16 protein-coding genes are annotated in these 18,370 nt (G+C 60.1%); 12 read left to right on the top strand and 4 right to left on the bottom strand.

Annotated features, from left to right (window positions below):
• Window positions 1-45 precede the first annotated feature (45 nt).
• The gene (locus tag PSH97_RS24395) at window positions 46-2,424 is read right to left on the bottom strand and encodes a hybrid sensor histidine kinase/response regulator (RefSeq protein ID WP_305447012.1); all 2,379 of its coding nucleotides are present in this window, start codon (window positions 2,422-2,424) and stop codon (window positions 46-48) included.
• 437 nt (window positions 2,425-2,861) lie between these two features.
• On the opposite strand from PSH97_RS24395, the gene PSH97_RS24400 reads away from it, so the two are divergent.
• The 4 genes from PSH97_RS24400 (at window position 2,862) to PSH97_RS24415 (ending at window position 6,381) form a co-directional block, all read left to right on the top strand.
• Complete coding sequence (locus PSH97_RS24400) at window positions 2,862-3,659, top strand: hydroxymethylpyrimidine/phosphomethylpyrimidine kinase (protein ID WP_305447013.1); 798 nt, start codon at window positions 2,862-2,864, stop codon at window positions 3,657-3,659.
• An 18-nt stretch (window positions 3,660-3,677) separates the two neighbouring features.
• The gene (gene thiE, locus PSH97_RS24405; protein ID WP_305447014.1) at window positions 3,678-4,301 is read left to right on the top strand and encodes a thiamine phosphate synthase; all 624 of its coding nucleotides are present in this window, start codon (window positions 3,678-3,680) and stop codon (window positions 4,299-4,301) included.
• A 17-nt stretch (window positions 4,302-4,318) separates the two neighbouring features.
• A complete protein-coding gene (gene hemL, locus PSH97_RS24410; protein ID WP_052967419.1) occupies window positions 4,319-5,602 on the top strand; it encodes a glutamate-1-semialdehyde 2,1-aminomutase in 1,284 nt (427 codons plus the stop codon).
• 224 nt (window positions 5,603-5,826) lie between these two features.
• Window positions 5,827-6,381, top strand: a complete 555-nt coding sequence (locus PSH97_RS24415; RefSeq protein WP_305447015.1) for a tetratricopeptide repeat protein — start codon at window positions 5,827-5,829, stop codon at window positions 6,379-6,381.
• 121 nt (window positions 6,382-6,502) lie between these two features.
• Here PSH97_RS24415 and PSH97_RS24420 read toward each other — a convergent pair whose 3' ends face one another.
• Window positions 6,503-6,832, bottom strand: coding sequence for a DUF1820 family protein (locus tag PSH97_RS24420; protein ID WP_007894425.1), 330 nt, complete (start codon window positions 6,830-6,832; stop codon window positions 6,503-6,505).
• A gap of 134 nt (window positions 6,833-6,966) precedes the next feature.
• Here PSH97_RS24420 and miaB point away from each other — a divergent pair, with 134 nt between their 5' ends.
• The 5 genes from miaB (at window position 6,967) to lnt (ending at window position 12,373) form a co-directional block, all read left to right on the top strand.
• On the top strand, window positions 6,967-8,295 hold the full coding sequence (miaB, locus tag PSH97_RS24425; RefSeq protein ID WP_305447016.1) for a tRNA (N6-isopentenyl adenosine(37)-C2)-methylthiotransferase MiaB: 1,329 nt from the start codon (window positions 6,967-6,969) through the stop codon (window positions 8,293-8,295).
• 203 nt (window positions 8,296-8,498) lie between these two features.
• Window positions 8,499-9,503: a PhoH family protein gene (locus PSH97_RS24430; RefSeq protein WP_305447017.1), complete on the top strand. Its 1,005-nt coding sequence runs from the start codon at window positions 8,499-8,501 to the stop codon at window positions 9,501-9,503.
• Complete coding sequence (gene ybeY, locus PSH97_RS24435; RefSeq protein ID WP_305447018.1) at window positions 9,496-9,990, top strand: rRNA maturation RNase YbeY; 495 nt, start codon at window positions 9,496-9,498, stop codon at window positions 9,988-9,990. The genes PSH97_RS24430 and ybeY overlap by 8 nt, the downstream gene beginning before the upstream one ends.
• 5 nt (window positions 9,991-9,995) lie before the next feature.
• Window positions 9,996-10,835: an HlyC/CorC family transporter gene (locus tag PSH97_RS24440; protein ID WP_030129528.1), complete on the top strand. Its 840-nt coding sequence runs from the start codon at window positions 9,996-9,998 to the stop codon at window positions 10,833-10,835.
• Window positions 10,836-10,849: 14 nt separating this feature from the next.
• Entirely contained in the window at window positions 10,850-12,373 is a 1,524-nt protein-coding gene (gene lnt, locus PSH97_RS24445; protein ID WP_305447019.1) for an apolipoprotein N-acyltransferase, read from the top strand.
• A 37-nt stretch (window positions 12,374-12,410) separates the two neighbouring features.
• Here lnt and PSH97_RS24450 read toward each other — a convergent pair whose 3' ends face one another.
• Complete coding sequence (locus PSH97_RS24450; protein ID WP_305447020.1) at window positions 12,411-13,172, bottom strand: YdcF family protein; 762 nt, start codon at window positions 13,170-13,172, stop codon at window positions 12,411-12,413.
• Window positions 13,173-13,278: 106 nt separating this feature from the next.
• A complete protein-coding gene (locus PSH97_RS24455; protein WP_052967118.1) occupies window positions 13,279-13,599 on the bottom strand; it encodes a hypothetical protein in 321 nt (106 codons plus the stop codon).
• Between the two features lie 280 nt (window positions 13,600-13,879).
• Here PSH97_RS24455 and leuS point away from each other — a divergent pair, with 280 nt between their 5' ends.
• From leuS to holA, 3 genes are all read left to right on the top strand, one after another.
• On the top strand, window positions 13,880-16,486 hold the full coding sequence (gene leuS / locus PSH97_RS24460) for a leucine--tRNA ligase (protein ID WP_305447021.1): 2,607 nt from the start codon (window positions 13,880-13,882) through the stop codon (window positions 16,484-16,486).
• Window positions 16,487-16,575: 89 nt separating this feature from the next.
• Complete coding sequence (locus PSH97_RS24465; protein WP_305447022.1) at window positions 16,576-17,181, top strand: LPS-assembly lipoprotein LptE; 606 nt, start codon at window positions 16,576-16,578, stop codon at window positions 17,179-17,181.
• A 39-nt stretch (window positions 17,182-17,220) separates the two neighbouring features.
• A complete protein-coding gene (holA, locus tag PSH97_RS24470; protein WP_305447023.1) occupies window positions 17,221-18,258 on the top strand; it encodes a DNA polymerase III subunit delta in 1,038 nt (345 codons plus the stop codon).
• Window positions 18,259-18,370: the final 112 nt, after the last annotated feature.

Consider the following 18,370-nt stretch of genomic DNA (forward strand, 5'->3'; position numbering starts at 1 on the left):
TTCAGTTAAGCACCGCCCCGAGGTTGAACAAAGTGGCATATCTGCCTAACTGTCGGCGCTTTCGCCTTGCCCCGGACAGAGCACCCGCCGATAGAGCGCCGCCTGTAAATCTTCGAATTTCACCGGTTTGCTCAGGTAGTCGACCAAGGTGTCGCTCGGGCAATAGGCCCGGTCCGCACTCAGGGCAATCATGAACACCGGTAATTCGGCGCAACCCGGCAAGGCGCGGATCCGGCCGCAGATCGAGGCACCGTCCAGTGGCGGCAGCTGACAATCGAGCAGCACCGCATCAACGGTTTCACGCTGCAAGTGATCAAGCGCAGCGATGCCACTGTCGGCGGTGCACACGCGGAACCCAAGCTTGAGCAACATGCCACGCATCACCAATTGATTGATGCTGTTGTCATCGACCAGCAACACCGTACAGTCCTGAGGCAAACGCAGGTGGGAGGTTTGCCGGATAATCGAAGGCGCAGATTGCACCACTGGCAACTCGAACTCGACGTCCAGTTGAAAGCGACTGCCGCGACCCGGTTCCGAGCGGTGGCTCAGGCGTCCGCCGAGCAATTCGACCAGTTGCCGACAAATGGCCAGGCCAACGCCCAAACCACCGTATTCACGGGTCATCGAGCCGTCGACCTGGAAGAAACGTTGATACAGCGTCGCCTCGTCCAAATCGGTAAAGCCAATGCCGGTGTCGATCACTGCAAAGGACAGTGCCAGCCGATCGGGCGCTGCCGGTTTGCCCGTCACCCGCAGCGCCAACCCGCCGACCCGGGTGAATTTGATTGCGTTATCCAGCAGGCATTCCAGGCATTGCGTCAGCTTGTCGCTGTCGCCGTGCAAGCGATCCGGCAGCCCCGGTGCAACCTCGACCTTGAAGTCCAGCGACTTGCTCGACGCATTGCCATCGAACTGCAGGCGCAAGGCCTCGACCACACTGCGCAAACTGAACGTGTCCGGATAGACCTTGAGCCTGCCGGCCTGCAATTCGGTCAGGGTGAGGATGCCGTTGACCATGCGCATCATCTCCCGCGCCGAACCGGCGGCCGTTTGCTGATATTGCTCCAGCTCAGGGTTCATCTCGACGGTCTGCATCAACTCCAGCGAACCGATCACACCGTTCATGGGCGTGCGCAGTTCATGGGTCAGGGTGGCGAGGAATTCGTCCTTGAGCTTGTTACTGTGAGCCAGTTGCTGGTTCAGCACTTCGAGCTTCTGGCCGGCATCGAACAGTGTTTGAGCCTGTTGCTCACGCATGGCGTTGATGCGATCGGCCAGGGCCAGGGACAGCAGCGCCACTTCGATCGCCGAGCCGATCTGGCTGGCGTACATGGTGAGGAATACGTTGGGCAAATAACCCAGCACCATCAGGGTGTTGACGATGCCACCGAGCAGGAACGCCGACCAGGCAATGATGAAATACCGCGCGACCCGCAGGCCACGCCACCAGGCGAAAATCCCGGCGGCGAAAATCACCACGGTGAAAACCAGCGCCAGCAGCGTCGCCAGACGCAGGGCCAGAGCGTAACTGGTCATCAATGACAACCCGACCACCAGCACACTGAACGCAATCAACACCAGCAGCAAACGGTCGAGCCAGCGACTGTGGGTCGCCGTCCGCAAAAAGCTTCGGGCGAACTGGCTGCCGAACAATCCTGAACAGCCGATGAAGAACGGCGTCGCGGCGTTGGCCCACCACGGATTGTTCGGCCAGAAATACTCCACGGCTGCGCCATTCACCGACAGCTGATACAAGCCGAACGAGGCGATATAGACGATGTAATAGAGGTAGCTGGTGTCGCGCACGCTGAGAAAGATAAACAGGTTGTAGACCAGCATCCCCAGCAACACACCGTAAATCAGCCCCAGCACATAAAGCCGCACCGGCTGCTCTTCGAGGTAAGCGGTGCTCGACCACAAGGTGACGGGCGCCTGAACCGACCCTTCGCTTTGCAGACGCAGGTAGACGGTTTGCGCCTGCCCAGGGGCAAAGTTCAGATCAAACAGATAGTTGTTCTGGCGGATCTCGCGAGTGGCAAACGGCAATGCATCGCCGGTCTGTCGGACCAATTGATAGTCACCACCGGCATCGGCCAAGTAGAGATCAAGGTGATCGAGGGGCGGATAGGCCAGTTCCAGCAACCAGGTCTGTTGTGCCGACGGGTTGGTCGGGCGGTACTGCAGGTCGATTTTCAGCCAGAACGCCGAACGCGAATAACCGGCGTTGAGGGTGGCTTTATCGTGGGGTTTAAACTGCCCGGCCGCCGCTTGCGCACGGACATCGGCGATAGTCGCCTGACCGCCCGCATCTTCATAAACCTGCATCGTTCGGCCCAGGGGAAGGCTCTGGGTGAACTCGTCGAATTCGACGGCGCTCGCCAGGAGGGGCAAGCACAACAGCAACATCAGCAAATAGCGCATTTAAGCCCCAGCGTGGCCTGTCCGGTTCTGTCAGGAAGCCCCCCATTCCTTTTGAGTAGACGTAAAACCGGTATTACCTGTTATTGGTTTGGATCCACTCTAGCATAGCCGTTGATGGCCATTGAACACTATTGAAATTTTTCCTAAAAAGGCTCTAGAACGGGCGTTCCAGCGCCATGTATTGAGTTAGAGCTGCTGGCTTGGTCAGGTTGTGACAAGAGCGCCCAGACACATCTCCCCTGTAGCAGCTGCCGAAGGCTGCGTTCGACGGCGAAGCCGTCGCGAAATCAATCACCGCTATGCATCAGGCGAACCGTGGACACAGGCTTGACGACCGCCACGCGGCCGAACGCAGCCTTCGGCAGCTGCTACAGGGACCGCGTCACGATTCACGGGGCGACACCCGAAAAACATGTTTGGTGGTAAGCTCGCGCACCATGAATATCTACAGCTCTCGCCCCGTTGTCCTCTGTCTCTCCGGCCACGACCCAAGTGGTGGCGCCGGCTTGCAGGCAGATATCGAAGCCCTGCTCGCTCAGGGTTGTCATGCGGCTCCGGCCGTCACTGCCCTGACTGTGCAAGACACCGTCAACGTCACTGACTTCCGCGTCCTCGACCGCGAGTGGGTATTGGCCCAGGCCAACGCCGTGCTCAACGACTCCGAAGTCGCCGCCGTCAAACTGGGCATGCTCGGTTCCCTGGAAATGGTCGACACCGTGGTCGAGCTGCTTTCAGCGCACCCGCATTTGCCGGTGGTCTGCGACCCGGTACTGCGCGCCGGCGGTGGCGGACGACTGGGCAAGGACGAAGTCGGCTACGCCATACGCGAACGCCTGCTGCCGCTATCGATCATTGCCACTCCTAACCTTCCCGAAGCCCGCATCCTCGCCGAACTGCCCGAAGGCACCGCCGATGAGTGCGCGAAAAAACTCCTGCCGTTCGTCAAACACCTGCTGATCACCGGCGGCCATGGCGACGAACACGAAATCCACAATCGCCTGTACAGCCGCGACGGTCGCCGCGAAACCTTTACCTGCCAGCGCCTGCCCGGCAGTTATCACGGTTCCGGTTGCACGCTGGCCAGCGCCCTCGCCGGTCGCCTGGCCCAGGGTGAGCATCTCGTCAGTGCCGTACAGAGCGCGCTTGACTACACTTGGCGCACCCTGCGAGATGCGGAACAGCTGGGCAAAGGCCAGTTCGTGCCGCGCCGCTTGCCACTGGACTTCTGTTCGTAACGCCATGAGGCTTGTCCGATGAAACTACGTGGCCTGTACGCCATTACCGACAGCCAGTTACTGGCCGGTAAATTTCTTTCGTACGTGGAGGCGGCGCTCGAAGGCGGCGTCACCCTGCTGCAATACCGCGACAAAAGCACCGACGAGGCCCGCCGCCTACGCGAGGCCGAAGCCCTGCGCGATCTGTGCGAACGCTACAAGACCCAACTGATCATCAATGACGACGCCGAACTGGCCGCGCGCCTGAATGTCGGCGTGCACCTGGGCCAGACCGATGGCCCACTGATGCCAGTGCGGGCACTGCTCGGTCGGCAGGCGATCATCGGCTCGACCTGCCACGCGCAAGTCGAACTTGCCGAACAAGCCGCCAAAGAAGGCGCCAGTTACGTCGCTTTCGGCCGCTTCTTCAATTCCAACACCAAGCCCGGCGCACCGGCCTGCAGCCTAGAACTGCTCGATCAGGCCCGCAGCAAGCTGCATCTGCCGATCTGTGCGATCGGCGGCATTACTCTGGACAACGCTGCGCCACTGGTGGCCCACGGGGTCGATCTGCTGGCGGTGGTGCAGGGTCTGTTTGGCGCCGAGAGCACGGCTGAAGTAACGCGCCGCGCCCGCGCCTTTAATGAATTATTCAAATCCTGATTTTTGAGAGCCCGATCATGTCTCGTTCCGAAACCCTGTTTGCCAATGCCCAAAAACACATTCCCGGAGGCGTGAACTCGCCTGTTCGTGCGTTCAAGAGTGTTGGCGGCACGCCGCTGTTCTTCAAACACGCCGAAGGCGCCTACGTCACCGACGAAGACGACAAGCGTTATGTGGATTACGTCGGCTCCTGGGGGCCGATGATTCTCGGCCACAGCCATCCGGACGTGCTGGACGCGGTGCGTAAACAGCTGGAACACGGCCTGTCCTACGGCGCCCCGACGGCCATGGAAACCGAGATGGCCGACCTGGTCTGCTCGATCGTGCCGTCGATGGAAATGGTGCGCATGGTCAGCTCCGGCACCGAAGCAACCATGAGTGCCATCCGTCTGGCCCGTGGTTTCACCGGCCGTGACAGCATCATCAAATTCGAAGGCTGCTACCACGGTCACTCCGACAGCCTGCTGGTCAAGGCCGGTTCCGGCGCCCTGACCCAAGGCGTGCCAAGCTCGGCCGGTGTACCGGCGGCGTTCGCCAAACACACCCTGACGCTGCCGTTCAACGACATCGACGCGGTAGAAACCATGCTCGCCGAAGTCGGCCAGGACGTGGCCTGCATCATCGTCGAGCCAGTGGCCGGCAACATGAACTGCGTACCACCGGCACCAGGTTTCCTCGAAGGCCTGCGGACCCTGTGCGACAAGCACGGCGTGGTGCTGATTTTCGACGAAGTGATGACCGGTTTCCGCGTCGCCCTCGGCGGTGCCCAAGCCCACTACGGCGTCACGCCGGACCTGAGCACCTTCGGCAAGATCATCGGTGGCGGCATGCCGGTTGGCTGCTTCGGCGGCAAACGCAAGATCATGGAGCAGATCGCGCCGCTGGGCCCGGTTTATCAGGCCGGCACGTTGTCGGGTAACCCGCTGGCAATGGCGGCAGGCCTGACCACCCTGCGTCTGATCAGTCGTCCAGGCTTCCACGCCGAGCTGAGCGACTACACCAGCCGTCTGCTCGATGGCCTGCAACAGCGCGCCGACGCCGCCGGCATTCCGTTCGTGACCACTCAGGCCGGCGGCATGTTCGGTCTGTACTTCAGCGGCGCCGACGACATCGTGACCTTCGAGGATGTGATGGCCAGTGATGCCGGCCTGTTCGGACGTTTCTTCCACCTGATGCTGGAAGGCGGCGTGTACCTGGCGCCAAGCGCCTTCGAAGCCGGTTTCACCTCGATCGCCCACGGCGAAACCGAGTTGAAACTGACGCTGGACGCCGCCGAACGTGCATTCGCCGCATTGAAATAAAGCTGCAACGCTGACGTTGGCCATTGCCAGCGTCAGCTTTCACCTACATTCGCACCTTTTTTCCTACTCATCTGCCAATAATCCCCCGCAAAGTGGGCGATATATTCCCCGCGCAGCAGAAAAACGAGTAAAGACTTTGTAAGGTTGGCCCTGCTTATTTCATAATGCGCGCTTATTGGATCCCTCGATGGGTCCACGCGCCCCTCAGAGGTAAGTCGATTCCCATGAACCGCACCGGCCGCACCCTTGCATTGGGCTGCCTGTTGCTCCTTCAGCCCCTGCTCGCGCTCGCACAAGCAGGCGGCAACTCGTTGTTGATCCCGGCGATGGGTCGCTGCACCCTCAATACTCAGCCGCAAGACCTGACGCAAGCGCTCGCCGCCTGTCAGAAAGCGTCGGATGAAGGGGATGCGCAAGCGCAATACGAGTTGGGTGAGTTCTACTACGACGGCAAAAACACGCCGCGCGACCTCAATCAAGCCCTGAGCTACTTCGAAAAGGCCTCGCTGCAAGGCCACGCCCAGGCGCAATTCAAACTCGGCACCATGTTCTTCCATGGCGAAGGCGTACCGGCCAATAACGTTCAGGCGTATATCGTGCTGAAAATGGCCGCCGTCAACGGTGCCGAAGAGGCGCTGGACACCGCCGATGAAGTCGCCGAGAAAATGCCTCGCGAAGATCTGGAAGTCGCCACCCAGGTGCTGGGGCAAATTTTCCGTAAATACCTGATGGAATTGCAAAGCGCCGATGGGCGTACGCCGTTTTCGCCACTGCCCTGAATTGCCGGATCCGATAGTTCCCACGCTCTGCGTGGGAATTCATCCCGTGACGCTCCGCGTCACCGACGCAGAGCGTCGAAGGCGGCATTCCCACGCAGAGCGTGGGAACGATCAAATCTACTTACTTCTCAGGCATCGGCATCGGAAACGGCATGACATTGCCGACCGCACCACGGGCTTCGCTGATTTTCGGGGTGCCGAGGCGCTCGACCTCGTCGATGCGCACGATCGAATGCATCGGCACAAAACTGCGCACAACGCCTTCGAACTGAGCCTTGAGCTTCTCTTCGCTCGGATCGACGACCACTTGCGTGCGCTCGCCAAAGACGAACTCTTCCACTTCCAGGAAGCCCCACAGATCACTTTGATAGATCTGCTTGGCGTACATTTCGTACACCTGGCCCTGATTGAGGAAAATCACCTTGTAGATTGGAGCTTCACGTTTGGTCATGGTGGGCGGGTAACACATCGGGGATAAAAATGAGGGCGCGAACTATAGCATAGCCGCCGGACGCGCAACGGTAGGAACCTTGGGACATGTTCCCTATAATGCGCGGTTCTTTGAATCACGTGATGACTGTATCCATGGCCAAGAAGCTTTACATCGAAACCCACGGTTGCCAGATGAACGAGTACGACAGCTCGCGCATGGTCGATCTGCTGGGTGAACATCAGGCCCTGGAAGTCACCGCTCGCGCTGAAGACGCCGATGTGATCCTGCTCAACACCTGCTCGATCCGCGAACGCGCCCAGGACCGGGTGTATTCCCAGTTGGGCCGCTGGCGCGAACTGAAACTGGCCAACCCGGACATGGTCATCGCCGTCGGCGGTTGCGTGGCCAGCCAGGAAGGCGCGGCCATCCGTGACCGCGCTCCGTACGTGGATGTAGTATTCGGCCCGCAGACCCTGCACCGCCTGCCGGAAATGATCGACGCCGCGCGCCTGACCAAACTGCCGCAAGTCGACGTTTCGTTCCCGGAAATCGAAAAATTCGACCACTTGCCCGAGCCACGCATCGACGGGCCGAGCGCTTACGTGTCGGTCATGGAAGGCTGCAGCAAGTACTGCACCTTCTGCGTGGTGCCTTATACGCGCGGCGAAGAGGTCAGCCGACCGTTCGACGACGTGATTGCCGAGATCATTCATCTGGCCGAAAACGGCGTGCGTGAAGTGACCTTGCTGGGGCAGAACGTCAACGGTTATCGCGGGACCACTCATGATGGTCGTCTGGCTGACCTCGCGGATTTGATTCGGGTGGTCGCCGCGGTCGATGGCATCGACCGGATTCGCTACACCACCTCGCACCCACTGGAGTTCTCCGACAGCCTGATCCAGGCCCACGCCGACGTGCCGGAACTGGTGAAACACCTGCACTTGCCGGTGCAATCGGGCTCCGACCGGATCCTCGCGGCGATGAAGCGCAACCACACCGCGCTGGAGTACAAGTCCAAACTGCGCAAACTGCGCGCCGCCGTGCCGGGGATCTGCATCAGTTCGGACTTCATCGTCGGTTTCCCCGGCGAGACCGAGAAAGATTTCGAACAGACCATGAAGCTGATCGAAGACGTCGGCTTCGACTTCTCCTACTCGTTCGTCTACAGCCAGCGCCCGGGCACCCCGGCCGCCGATCTGGCCGACGAAACGCCGGAAGAGCTGAAAAAAGAACGCCTGAACGCCCTGCAACATCGCCTCAACCAGCAAGGTTTTGAGATCAGCCGACAAATGGTGGGCTCCATTCAGCGGATTCTGGTCACCGATTATTCGAAAAAAGACCCCGGCGAACTGCAAGGCCGGACCGAGAATAACCGTATCGTCAACTTCCGCTGCGACAATCCGACCCTGATCGGCCAGTTCGCCGACGTGCACATCGATGCCGCGCAACCGCACTCGCTGCGCGGCTCGCTGATCCAATAACACCTCGTCACCTGTGGGAGCCGGGCTTGCCCGCGATGGCTACACCGCGGTCTGTCAGACAAACCGCGTTATCGTTCATCGCGGGCAAGCCCGGCTCCCACAGGAACGGTGATTGTCTTTGCGGTATTTAAGAGCTTTCGCACCCAGGCGACTGGCGCTATCCTTGATTCATCATAATTGCCCTTGGGCGGCTAAATACGACCTTGAACGCACCCATAGAACCACATCGTTTCATCCTCGAGCCTTTTGAAGCTCGCCGCTTCGCCAATCTGTGCGGGCAATTCGACGAGCATCTGCGCTTGATCGAACAGCGCCTCGCGATCGAGATCCGCAACCGCGGAAACCAGTTCGAACTGATCGGCGAGCCCAAGCACACCACCTCCGCGGAAAACCTGCTGCGCCGCCTGTACCGGGAAACCAAAGGTACCGAGCTGTCGCCGGACATGGTTCACCTGTTCCTGCAGGAATCGGCCGTCGAGGAACTGGACAACCACTCCCCCGCCGAACCGTCCGTCGCCTTGCGCACCAAGAAAGGCATGATTCGCCCTCGCGGCTTGAATCAGGTGCGCTACGTGAAGGAAATTCTCGGTAACGACATCAACTTTGGCATCGGTCCAGCCGGTACCGGCAAGACCTATCTGGCTGTAGCCTGCGCGGTAGACGCGCTGGAGCGCGAGCAAATTCGTCGCATTCTGCTGGTCCGTCCGGCGGTTGAAGCGGGCGAAAAGCTCGGGTTCCTGCCCGGCGATCTGTCCCAGAAAATCGACCCGTACCTGCGCCCGCTCTACGACGCGCTCTACGAGATGCTCGGTTTCGAATACGTCGCCAAGCTGATCGAGCGTCAAGTGATCGAAGTTGCGCCGCTGGCCTACATGCGCGGTCGTACGCTGAACAACAGTTTTATCATCCTCGACGAAAGCCAGAACACCACCGTCGAGCAGATGAAGATGTTCCTGACCCGGATCGGCTTCGGTTCCACGGCGGTCATCACCGGTGACATCACCCAGGTCGACCTGCCACGCGGCACCAAATCCGGGTTGCATCATGTCATCGAAGTGCTCAAGGACGTGCCGGGCATCAGTTTCACGCACTTCCAGCCCAAGGACGTGGTGCGCCATCCGCTGGTGCAGCGCATTGTCGAGGCCTATGAACGCTTCGAAAATCGCGCCGCCGATCCAGCGCCGAAGGACACTCCACGCGATGCTTGAGCTTGATTTGCAACTGGCCACCGATGCGCCTGCTCCGAGCGAAGCCGAGTTCCGTCAATGGTGCGAACTGGCCCTGCGCCAGCGCATAGCCGACTCCGAACTGACCATTCGTCTGGTTGACGAAGAAGAAGGTCGGGAGCTGAACCATACCTGGCGCCATAAGGACTATGCGACCAACGTGCTGTCGTTCCCGGCCGACGTGCCCGACGATTTGCTGGATATTCCGTTGCTGGGAGATCTGGTGATCTGCGTGGCGGTGGTCGAGCGCGAAGCCGCCGAACAAGGCAAGACACTCAACGCCCACTGGGCGCATCTGGTCATTCACGGCTGCTTGCATCTGCTTGGTTACGACCATATAGATGACGAGGAAGCCGAAGAAATGGAAGCACTGGAACGAACGTTGCTTGCAGAATTGGGTCATCCGGACCCTTATGCGGACGACGAAACAGACCCATCCCCAATCGTAACAACAAAGGATTCAGAGTAATCGCTATGAGCGAAGATCGATCGAGCAACGGGCAGAAGTCATGGCTGGGTAAGCTCACCCAGGCTTTTGCCCACGAGCCGAAGAACCGCCAGGAGCTGCTGGAGCTGCTGCGCGATGCACATCAAAACAAGTTGCTGGACAGCGAAGCGCTGGCCATCGTCGAAGGCGCCATCCAGGTTGCAGACCTGCAAGTGCGGGACATCATGGTCCCGCGCTCGCAGATGATCAGCATCAAGGCGACCCAGACACCCCGCGAGTTCCTGCCGGCCGTGGTCGACTCGGCCCACTCCCGCTATCCGGTAATCGGCGAAAGTCACGATGACGTGATGGGCGTGTTGCTGGCCAAGGACTTGCTGCCGTTGATCCTCAAGGAGAACGGCGACAGCTTCAACATCAAGGACCTGCTGCGTCCGGCCACGTTCGTGCCCGAGTCCAAGCGCCTGAATGTGCTGCTGCGCGAGTTTCGCGCCAACCATAACCACATGGCCATCGTCATTGACGAATACGGCGGCGTGGCCGGTCTGGTGACCATCGAAGACGTGCTGGAACAGATCGTCGGCGACATCGAAGACGAGCACGACGTCGAGGAAGACAGCTACATCAAGCCGCTGCCCAGCGGTGACTTCCTGATCAAGGCCCTGACCCCGATCGATAACTTCAACGAGTTCTTCGACAGCGAATTCTCCGACGACGAATTCGACACCGTCGGCGGCTTGGTGATGAGCGCGTTCGGGCACTTGCCAAAACGCAACGAAATCACTGAAATCGGCGCCTATCGCTTCCGCATCCTCAATGCCGACAGCCGTCGTATTCACTTGCTGCGCCTGTCACCCATTGCCCGGTAATTCTAAGGATTGAAATGCGTCGTCTGACCTGCCCCGGCTGGCCCGGTAACCTGCTGGCCGTGGCGGCCGGTGCACTCACCACGCTGGCTCTGGCACCGTTCGATATCTGGCCGCTTGCGTTGCTGGCGGTCGGTTTCTTTTACGCCGGGCTGCGCGAGCTGAACCCCCGCCAGGCCTTGGGCCGTGGCTGGTGTTTCGGTTTCGGCCTGTTTTCCGCAGGCACCAGCTGGATCTACTACAGCATTCACAACTTTGGCGGCGCCTCGGTGCTGCTGGCCGGGTTGCTGATGCTGGCCTTCACTATGGCGATCGCCTGGTTCTTCGCCCTGCCCGCCTGGATTTGGGCACGCTGGCTGCGCCGTAACGAAGCGCCGCTGGCCGATGCCTTGGCATTTGCGGCGTTGTGGGTGGGTCAGGAAGCCTTTCGTGGCTGGTTCCTTACTGGTTTCCCATGGCTCTATTCCGGTTACAGCCAGCTCGATGGCCCCCTGGCCGGGCTCGCGCCTGTCGGCGGAATGTGGCTGATTTCCTTCACTCTGGCCCTGACAGCTGCGCTGATCTACAACGCTGCACGACTGGTGCGCACTGGCCGTAAAGGCTTCATCGCTGTCGGCGTGTTACTGCTGACTGGCCCATGGGTGGCCGGCATGGCACTCAAGGAACATGCCTGGACCAGCCCGGCGGGCGCCCCCCTGAGTGTCGCAGCGATTCAGGGCAACATCGAACAAAGCATGAAGTGGGACCCCTCGCAGCTCAATGCGCAGTTGGCGCTGTACCGCGATATGAGTTTCAGCTCCAAACGCGTCGACCTGCTGATCTGGCCGGAAACAGCGGTCCCGGTGCTCAAGGAGTCCGCCGAGGGCTACCTGAACATGATGGGAAGCTTCGCCGCCGAGCGTAAATCCGCACTGATCACCGGTGTGCCGATTCGCCAGGAAGTCCATCACGAGAAGCGCTTTTTCAACGGCATTACCGTTGTCGGCGAAGGCGATGGCACGTACCTGAAGCAGAAGCTGGTGCCGTTCGGCGAATACGTTCCATTGCAGGAAATCTTGCGCGGCCTGATCGCTTTCTTCGACCTGCCGATGTCCGACTTTGCCCGTGGGCCGGCCGATCAAGCGCTGCTGCAAGCCAAGGGTTATCAGATTGCGCCGTTCATCTGCTATGAAGTGGTCTACCCGGAATTCGCCGCGGGCCTCGCTGCCCGCAGCGATTTGCTGCTGACCATCAGCAACGACACCTGGTTCGGCACCTCGATCGGCCCATTGCAACACTTGCAGATGGCGCAGATGCGCGCACTTGAGGCCGGTCGCTGGATGATCCGCGCCACCAACAATGGCGTGACCGGCTTGATCAACCCGTTCGGTCAGATCACTGTGCAGATTCCGCAGTTCGAACAAGGCATTCTTTACGGCGAAGTGGTACCGATGCATAACCTGACGCCGTATCTGGAATGGCGTTCATGGCCGTTGATTATCTTTTGCATGTTGTTGTTTGGCTGGGCGTTGGTTGCCAACCGGATGGCGAAGACCGTCTGACCTTTTGTGGCGAGGGGGCTTGCCCCCTCGCCACAAATCAACGATAAAACAACGAATACCCGATCTGTCCCACCGCCTCATTCATCAACTGCCCGCTCTGCCAGATCGATTTGAATTCCGGCATCCAGCCGCCCAGCGGCCGGGCATTGTCCACGCCTAAAAACCCCACTGGCGCGGGCACCACCTCAAATCCGGCCTGCTGGAAACTCCAGACCGCCCGCGGCATATGCCAGGCCTGAGTCACAACCACCACCCGTTTGATCCCCTCCGGCAACAACACCTGGGCGCTGAATTGCGCGTTTTCCCAGGTCGTGCGGCTGCGCCCTTCCTGCCAACGCACCGTCACGCCAAAATCATCGAGCAATGAGTCCGCCATCAGCTTCGCTTCGGTCGGTGGCGTGCCGTAATGCAGGCCGCCACTGGTCAGAATCGGCAAACCGGACGCCTTGGCCAGGCGCGCGGCATAACGCTCGCGCCCCAGGCCTACGCCGGTCGGCTGGTCGACGCCCCACGCCGGGTCGCCACGCTCACGCCCTGAACCCAGCACCACGATCGCATCAGCGCGCTGGCCGAGAGTTGCCCATTGCTCGCGCGCCAGCGGCGGCTCTCGCTCCAGGGCCCAGGCACTCCACTCCACCATCACCGGCAAGCTCATCAACCAGAAGCCGCCCACACCCAGGGCGAAGCACAACCCCGCCAGCCTCGGCCTTGAGCGGCGCCACCACCAGGCAAGCACCAACAACAGCAATAAAATGCCGGGCGGCAGTAGAAGTTGTTTTATGAAATAACGAAAAGGCATCGGGCATCTCCATAGATGCCCGAAGCCTAGGTGGGTTGACGCAATGCGACAACAAATGTGGAAGGACTTTGATTCAAAAAACCATATTCCATGGCTTCAAGTGCCCTTACTTGAACTGCAAAGACCGGACCTTTACCGCGCCTTTGCCGGGTGCCTTATCCTTGAGCCAGATGATCTTGGCCGAACGTGGTGCCTCGAGTTGCTTCACTGCTGCTGACAAGCATCCGTGCGTTTCACGTTCACTACGATCCAGATAGGCCTTGACCAGTTCAAACTCTGCGGGGCTCAAGCCACGCAGTTCCAGCTCCAGGGGACGCTCATCACGCAGCCGTCCGGCTGTTTTGGCCGTATCCAGGGCCATTGCGAGACGGTCTATCAGTTTTTCGTACAGCTCCGGTTTTGTAACTTTTTGCTGTGACTCAACCATCCATCACCTCATTGAAGATAAGACTCACTCCCCTTTTAGAGCTTAGCCTCGCTGAAAAAACCGGCTGAGTGCCGCGACCAACGGCCCTCGGAGCGGGTATTGGCCACGTCCTTGCGTGTAATCAGGGTTTCCCTCGATAGAGTGCGGTCATGTATGCTACGGCGCTTCCTGTAACTCCACTTCCAGCTCGCCTGGGCACCGAAACGTCGATTTGGCGTCATCATCGTCCAGCGTTGCATTGAAGAGGATTAGGCCACCCCTATTCAGTTCAAAAGTAGCCATGCACGAACAATATCAGCCCCGTGAAATCGAAGCCGCCGCCCAGTCGTTCTGGGACGAGCAAAAGTCCTTTGAAGTCAGTGAACAGCCAGGCAAGGAGACATTCTACTGCCTGTCGATGTTCCCTTACCCCAGCGGCAAGCTACACATGGGGCACGTGCGCAACTACACCATTGGCGACGTGATCTCCCGCTATCAGCGCATGCAAGGCAAGAACGTTCTGCAACCCATGGGTTGGGACGCCTTCGGCATGCCGGCGGAAAACGCCGCGATGAAGAACAACGTAGCGCCCGCCAAGTGGACCTACGAAAACATCGCCTACATGAAATCCCAGCTGCGCAGCCTGGGCCTGGCGGTGGACTGGTCGCGTGAAGTGACCACCTGCAAGCCGGATTACTACCGCTGGGAACAATGGCTGTTCACCCGCCTGTTCGAAAAAGGCGTGATCTACAAAAAAAGCGGCACCGTGAACTGGGACCCGGTCGACCAGACCGTTCTGGCCAACGAGCAAGTGATCGACGGTCGCGGCTGGCGTTCCGGCGCGCTGATCGAAAAACGCGAAATTCCGATGTACTACTTCAAGATCACCGCTTACGCGGATGAGCTGCTGGAAAGCCTCGACGAACTGACTGGCTGGCCTGAACAGGTCAAGACCATGCAGCGCAACTGGATCGGCAAATCCCGCGGCATGGAAGTACAGTTCCCGTACGACGTCGCCTCCATCGGCGAAACCGGCGCGCTGAAAGTATTCACTACCCGTCCGGACACCCTGATGGGCGCAACCTACGTTGCAGTGGCCGCCGAACACCATTTGGCTACCCTGGCCGCGCAAAACAACCCTGAACTGCAAGCGTTCATCGCTGAATGCAAGGGCGGCAGCGTCGCCGAAGCCGACGTCGCCACTCAAGAGAAAAAAGGTCTGCCGACCTCGCTGTTCGTTGAACACCCGCTGACCGGGGAGAAACTCCCGGTATGGGTCGCCAACTACGTGCTGATGCATTACGGCGATGGCGCGGTCATGGCTGTTCCGGCTCACGATGAACGTGATTTCGAGTTCGCCACCAAGTACAACCTGCCGATCAAATCCGTGGTGCGCACAAGTTCCGGTGACACCAACCCGGCCCCTTGGCAGGATGCGTACGGCGAGCACGGTACGCTGATCAACTCAGGAGAATTCGACGGTCTTGACTTCGCCGGCGCCTTCGACGCCATTGAAGTGGCGCTGATCAAGAAAAACCTCGGTGCCTCGCGCACCCAGTTCCGCCTGCGCGACTGGGGCATCAGCCGCCAGCGCTACTGGGGCTGCCCGATCCCGATCATCCACTGCGACACTTGCGGTGATGTGCCGGTCCCGGAAGATCAACTGCCCGTGGTGCTGCCGGAAGACGTCGTACCGGACGGCGCCGGTTCGCCGCTGGCGCGCATGCCCGAGTTCTACGAGTGCACCTGCCCGAAATGCGGCGCTGCAGCCAAGCGTGAAACCGACACCATGGACACCTTCGTCGAGTCCTCGTGGTACTACGCTCGCTACGCCTCGCCACATTATGAAGGTGGCCTGGTGGAAAAATCGGCTGCCGACCATTGGTTGCCGGTGGATCAGTACATCGGCGGCATCGAACACGCCATCCTTCACCTGCTTTACGCGCGCTTCTTCCACAAGCTGATGCGCGACGAAGGCCTGGTGAGCTCCAACGAGCCGTTCAAGAACCTGCTGACCCAGGGCATGGTGATCGCCGAGACCTACTATCGCCGCGAAGCCAACGGTGCCTACACGTGGTTCAACCCGGCGGACGTCGAACTCGAACGCGACAGCAAGGCCAAGGTCATTAGCGCCAAGCTGATCGCAGACGGCCTGCCGGTGGAAATCGGTGGCACCGAGAAGATGGCCAAGTCGAAAAACAACGGCGTTGACCCACAGTCGATGATTGACCAGTTCGGCGCAGACACCTGCCGCCTGTTCATGATGTTCGCCTCGCCACCTGACATGAGCGCGGAATGGTCCGACTCCGGCGTAGAAGGCTCGCACCGCTTCCTCAAGCGCGTCTGGCGTCTGGCTCAAGCGCACGTCATCCAGGGCCTGCCGGGCAAACTGGACGTCGCCAGCCTGAACGACGAGCAGAAAGCCATTCGCCGTTCGATCCACCAGGCCATCAAGCAGGCCAGCCACGACGTCGGCCAGAACCACAAATTCAACACCGCCATCGCCCAAGTAATGACGCTGATGAACGTGCTGGAAAAAGCCGCGCAAGGCACCGAACAGGATCGTGCACTGATTCACGAAGGCCTGGAAACCGTAGTCCTGCTGCTGGCACCGATCACCCCGCACATCAGCCACGAACTGTGGCATCGCCTGGGTCACGCCGACCCGGTCATCGATGCCGGTTGGCCGGTGCTGGACGAAAGCGCATTGGTGCAGGACAGCCTGCAACTGGTCATCCAGGTGAACGGCAAACTGCGCGGTCACATCGAGATGCCGGCCAGCGCCAGCCGCGAAGAAGTCGAAGCGGCTGCACGGGCCAACGAAAACGTCTTGCGCTTCGTCGATGGCCTGACTATTCGCAAAGTGATCGTAGTGCCCGGGAAACTGGTCAATATCGTCGCCAGCTAAATTGGATCGGGCGCCAGGTCATGCCTGGCGCCGAGTAAAACCTTTCGGGCCGCTTGACCGGCCCACATGGTTTCAAGGGGAGCAACAAGATGATCAAACGCAATTTGCTGGTGATGGGCCTTGCAGTCCTGCTGAGCGCCTGCGGTTTCCAGCTGCGCGGCACCGGCACCACCGAACTGGCGCTCAAGGAGCTCGACCTGAGCGCCCGCAATGCCTACGGCGAAACCGTGACGCAACTGCGTCAGGTGCTGGAAAGCAGCGGCGTCAAGGTCTACAGCGGCGCTGCTCACAAACTGGTGCTGACCGATGAACAGGAAAGCCAACGCATCCTCAGTTACGCAGGCGCCGGTCGTACTGGCGAGTACCAGATGAGCATGGTGCTGAACTACGACATCCGGGGTCAGGGCAACCTGCCATTGCTGAGCGACAAGCTCGAAGTGCAGAAAGTCTTCATCCATGACGGCAACAACCTGGTGGGTTCCGATCAGGAAGCCAACGATGCCCGCAAGGAAATGCGTCGTGAACTGGTTCAACGCATGATGCTGCGCCTGCAACAGCTGACCCCGACTCAGCTGGAACAGCTGCAACAGACCGCTGACGCCAGGGCCAAGGCTGAAGCCGACGCATTGGAAGCGGCGCAGAAGGCTGAAGCGGAGACTCCGCGTCAGTCGCCCATCGAATTGCCGCAGCAATAAGCCTTACGGGGCGCTCGGGCGCCCCGTTCGCCTCTTCTTATGAAACTCGCCCCCGCCCAACTCGGCAAACACCTGCAAGGCGCCCTCGCGCCAGTCTACGTCATCAGTGGCGATGACCCACTGCTGTGTCAGGAAGCCGCCGACGCCATTCGCGCCGCTGCCCGCCAGCAAGGTTTCGATGAACGCCAGGTCTTTGCCGCCGACGCCAGTTTCGACTGGGGTACGCTGCTGCAGGCCGGCGCCAGCATGTCGCTGTTCGCCGAAAAACGTCTTCTGGAACTGCGTCTGCCCTCCGGCAAACCCGGAGACAAAGGCGCCGCGGCATTCATCGAATACTGCTCGCGCCCGGCCGAAGACACGATTCTGTTGATCAGCCTGCCCAAGCTTGACGGCAGTGCGCAGAAAACCAAGTGGGGCAAGGCCCTGATCGAAGGTCCGCAGACCCAGTTCGTGCAAATCTGGCCAGTGGACACCAACCAGTTGCCGAGCTGGATCCGTCAACGCCTGTCCCAGGCCGGGCTTTCCGCCACTCAGGACGCCGTCGAACTGATCGCAGCCAGAGTCGAGGGCAACCTGCTGGCCGCCGCCCAGGAAATCGAAAAGCTCAAGCTGATGGCTGAAGGTGGGCAGATCACGGTTGAAACCGTGCAAGCGGCGGTGGCCGACAGTGCACGTTTCGATGTCTTCGGTTTGACCGACGCGATCCTCAACGGCGAAGCCGCTCATGCCCTGCGCATGCTCGAAGGGTTACGCGGCGAAGGTGTCGAACCACCGGTGATTCTCTGGGCGCTGGCCCGTGAACTGCGCCTGCTGGCCAACCTGTCGTTGCAATACAGCCAGGGCGTGCCGCTGGACAAAGCCTTCAGCCAGGCCCGACCGCCGATCTGGGACAAACGCAAACCGCTGATGAGCAAGGCGCTGCAACGTTACTCGGCGCAACGCTGGGCGCAGTTGCTGCTCGAAGCGCAGCGCATCGACGCACAGATCAAAGGCCAGGCAGCGGGCTCGCCGTGGATGAGTTTGAGCCGGTTGACGTTGTTGATGGCGGGCCAGCGGCTGACCTTGCCTGCCGAGTAAGCATGCCCTCTGTAGCAGCTGGCGAAGCCTGCTGCTACAGGGTGGTCGGCGAAAGGTCCTACGCAATGTGGGACTAGACAGAACCCCAACTTCGGCCGATGATTTGCCCCGC

The organism is Pseudomonas cucumis, assembly GCF_030687935.1.
Classification (GTDB): domain Bacteria; phylum Pseudomonadota; class Gammaproteobacteria; order Pseudomonadales; family Pseudomonadaceae; genus Aquipseudomonas; species Aquipseudomonas cucumis.

Coding starts and splice junctions, on each gene's coding strand:
- PSH97_RS24395 (WP_305447012.1), bottom strand. CDS start 2,424: ATGCGCTATTTGCTGATGTTGCTGTTGTGCTTGCCCCTCCTGGCGAGC.
- PSH97_RS24400 (WP_305447013.1), top strand. CDS start 2,862: ATGAATATCTACAGCTCTCGCCCCGTTGTCCTCTGTCTCTCCGGCCAC.
- thiE (WP_305447014.1), top strand. CDS start 3,678: ATGAAACTACGTGGCCTGTACGCCATTACCGACAGCCAGTTACTGGCC.
- hemL (WP_052967419.1), top strand. CDS start 4,319: ATGTCTCGTTCCGAAACCCTGTTTGCCAATGCCCAAAAACACATTCCC.
- PSH97_RS24415 (WP_305447015.1), top strand. CDS start 5,827: ATGAACCGCACCGGCCGCACCCTTGCATTGGGCTGCCTGTTGCTCCTT.
- PSH97_RS24420 (WP_007894425.1), bottom strand. CDS start 6,832: ATGACCAAACGTGAAGCTCCAATCTACAAGGTGATTTTCCTCAATCAG.
- miaB (WP_305447016.1), top strand. CDS start 6,967: ATGGCCAAGAAGCTTTACATCGAAACCCACGGTTGCCAGATGAACGAG.
- ybeY (WP_305447018.1), top strand. CDS start 9,496: ATGCTTGAGCTTGATTTGCAACTGGCCACCGATGCGCCTGCTCCGAGC.
- PSH97_RS24440 (WP_030129528.1), top strand. CDS start 9,996: ATGAGCGAAGATCGATCGAGCAACGGGCAGAAGTCATGGCTGGGTAAG.
- lnt (WP_305447019.1), top strand. CDS start 10,850: ATGCGTCGTCTGACCTGCCCCGGCTGGCCCGGTAACCTGCTGGCCGTG.
- PSH97_RS24450 (WP_305447020.1), bottom strand. CDS start 13,172: ATGCCTTTTCGTTATTTCATAAAACAACTTCTACTGCCGCCCGGCATT.
- PSH97_RS24455 (WP_052967118.1), bottom strand. CDS start 13,599: ATGGTTGAGTCACAGCAAAAAGTTACAAAACCGGAGCTGTACGAAAAA.
- leuS (WP_305447021.1), top strand. CDS start 13,880: ATGCACGAACAATATCAGCCCCGTGAAATCGAAGCCGCCGCCCAGTCG.
- PSH97_RS24465 (WP_305447022.1), top strand. CDS start 16,576: ATGATCAAACGCAATTTGCTGGTGATGGGCCTTGCAGTCCTGCTGAGC.
- holA (WP_305447023.1), top strand. CDS start 17,221: ATGAAACTCGCCCCCGCCCAACTCGGCAAACACCTGCAAGGCGCCCTC.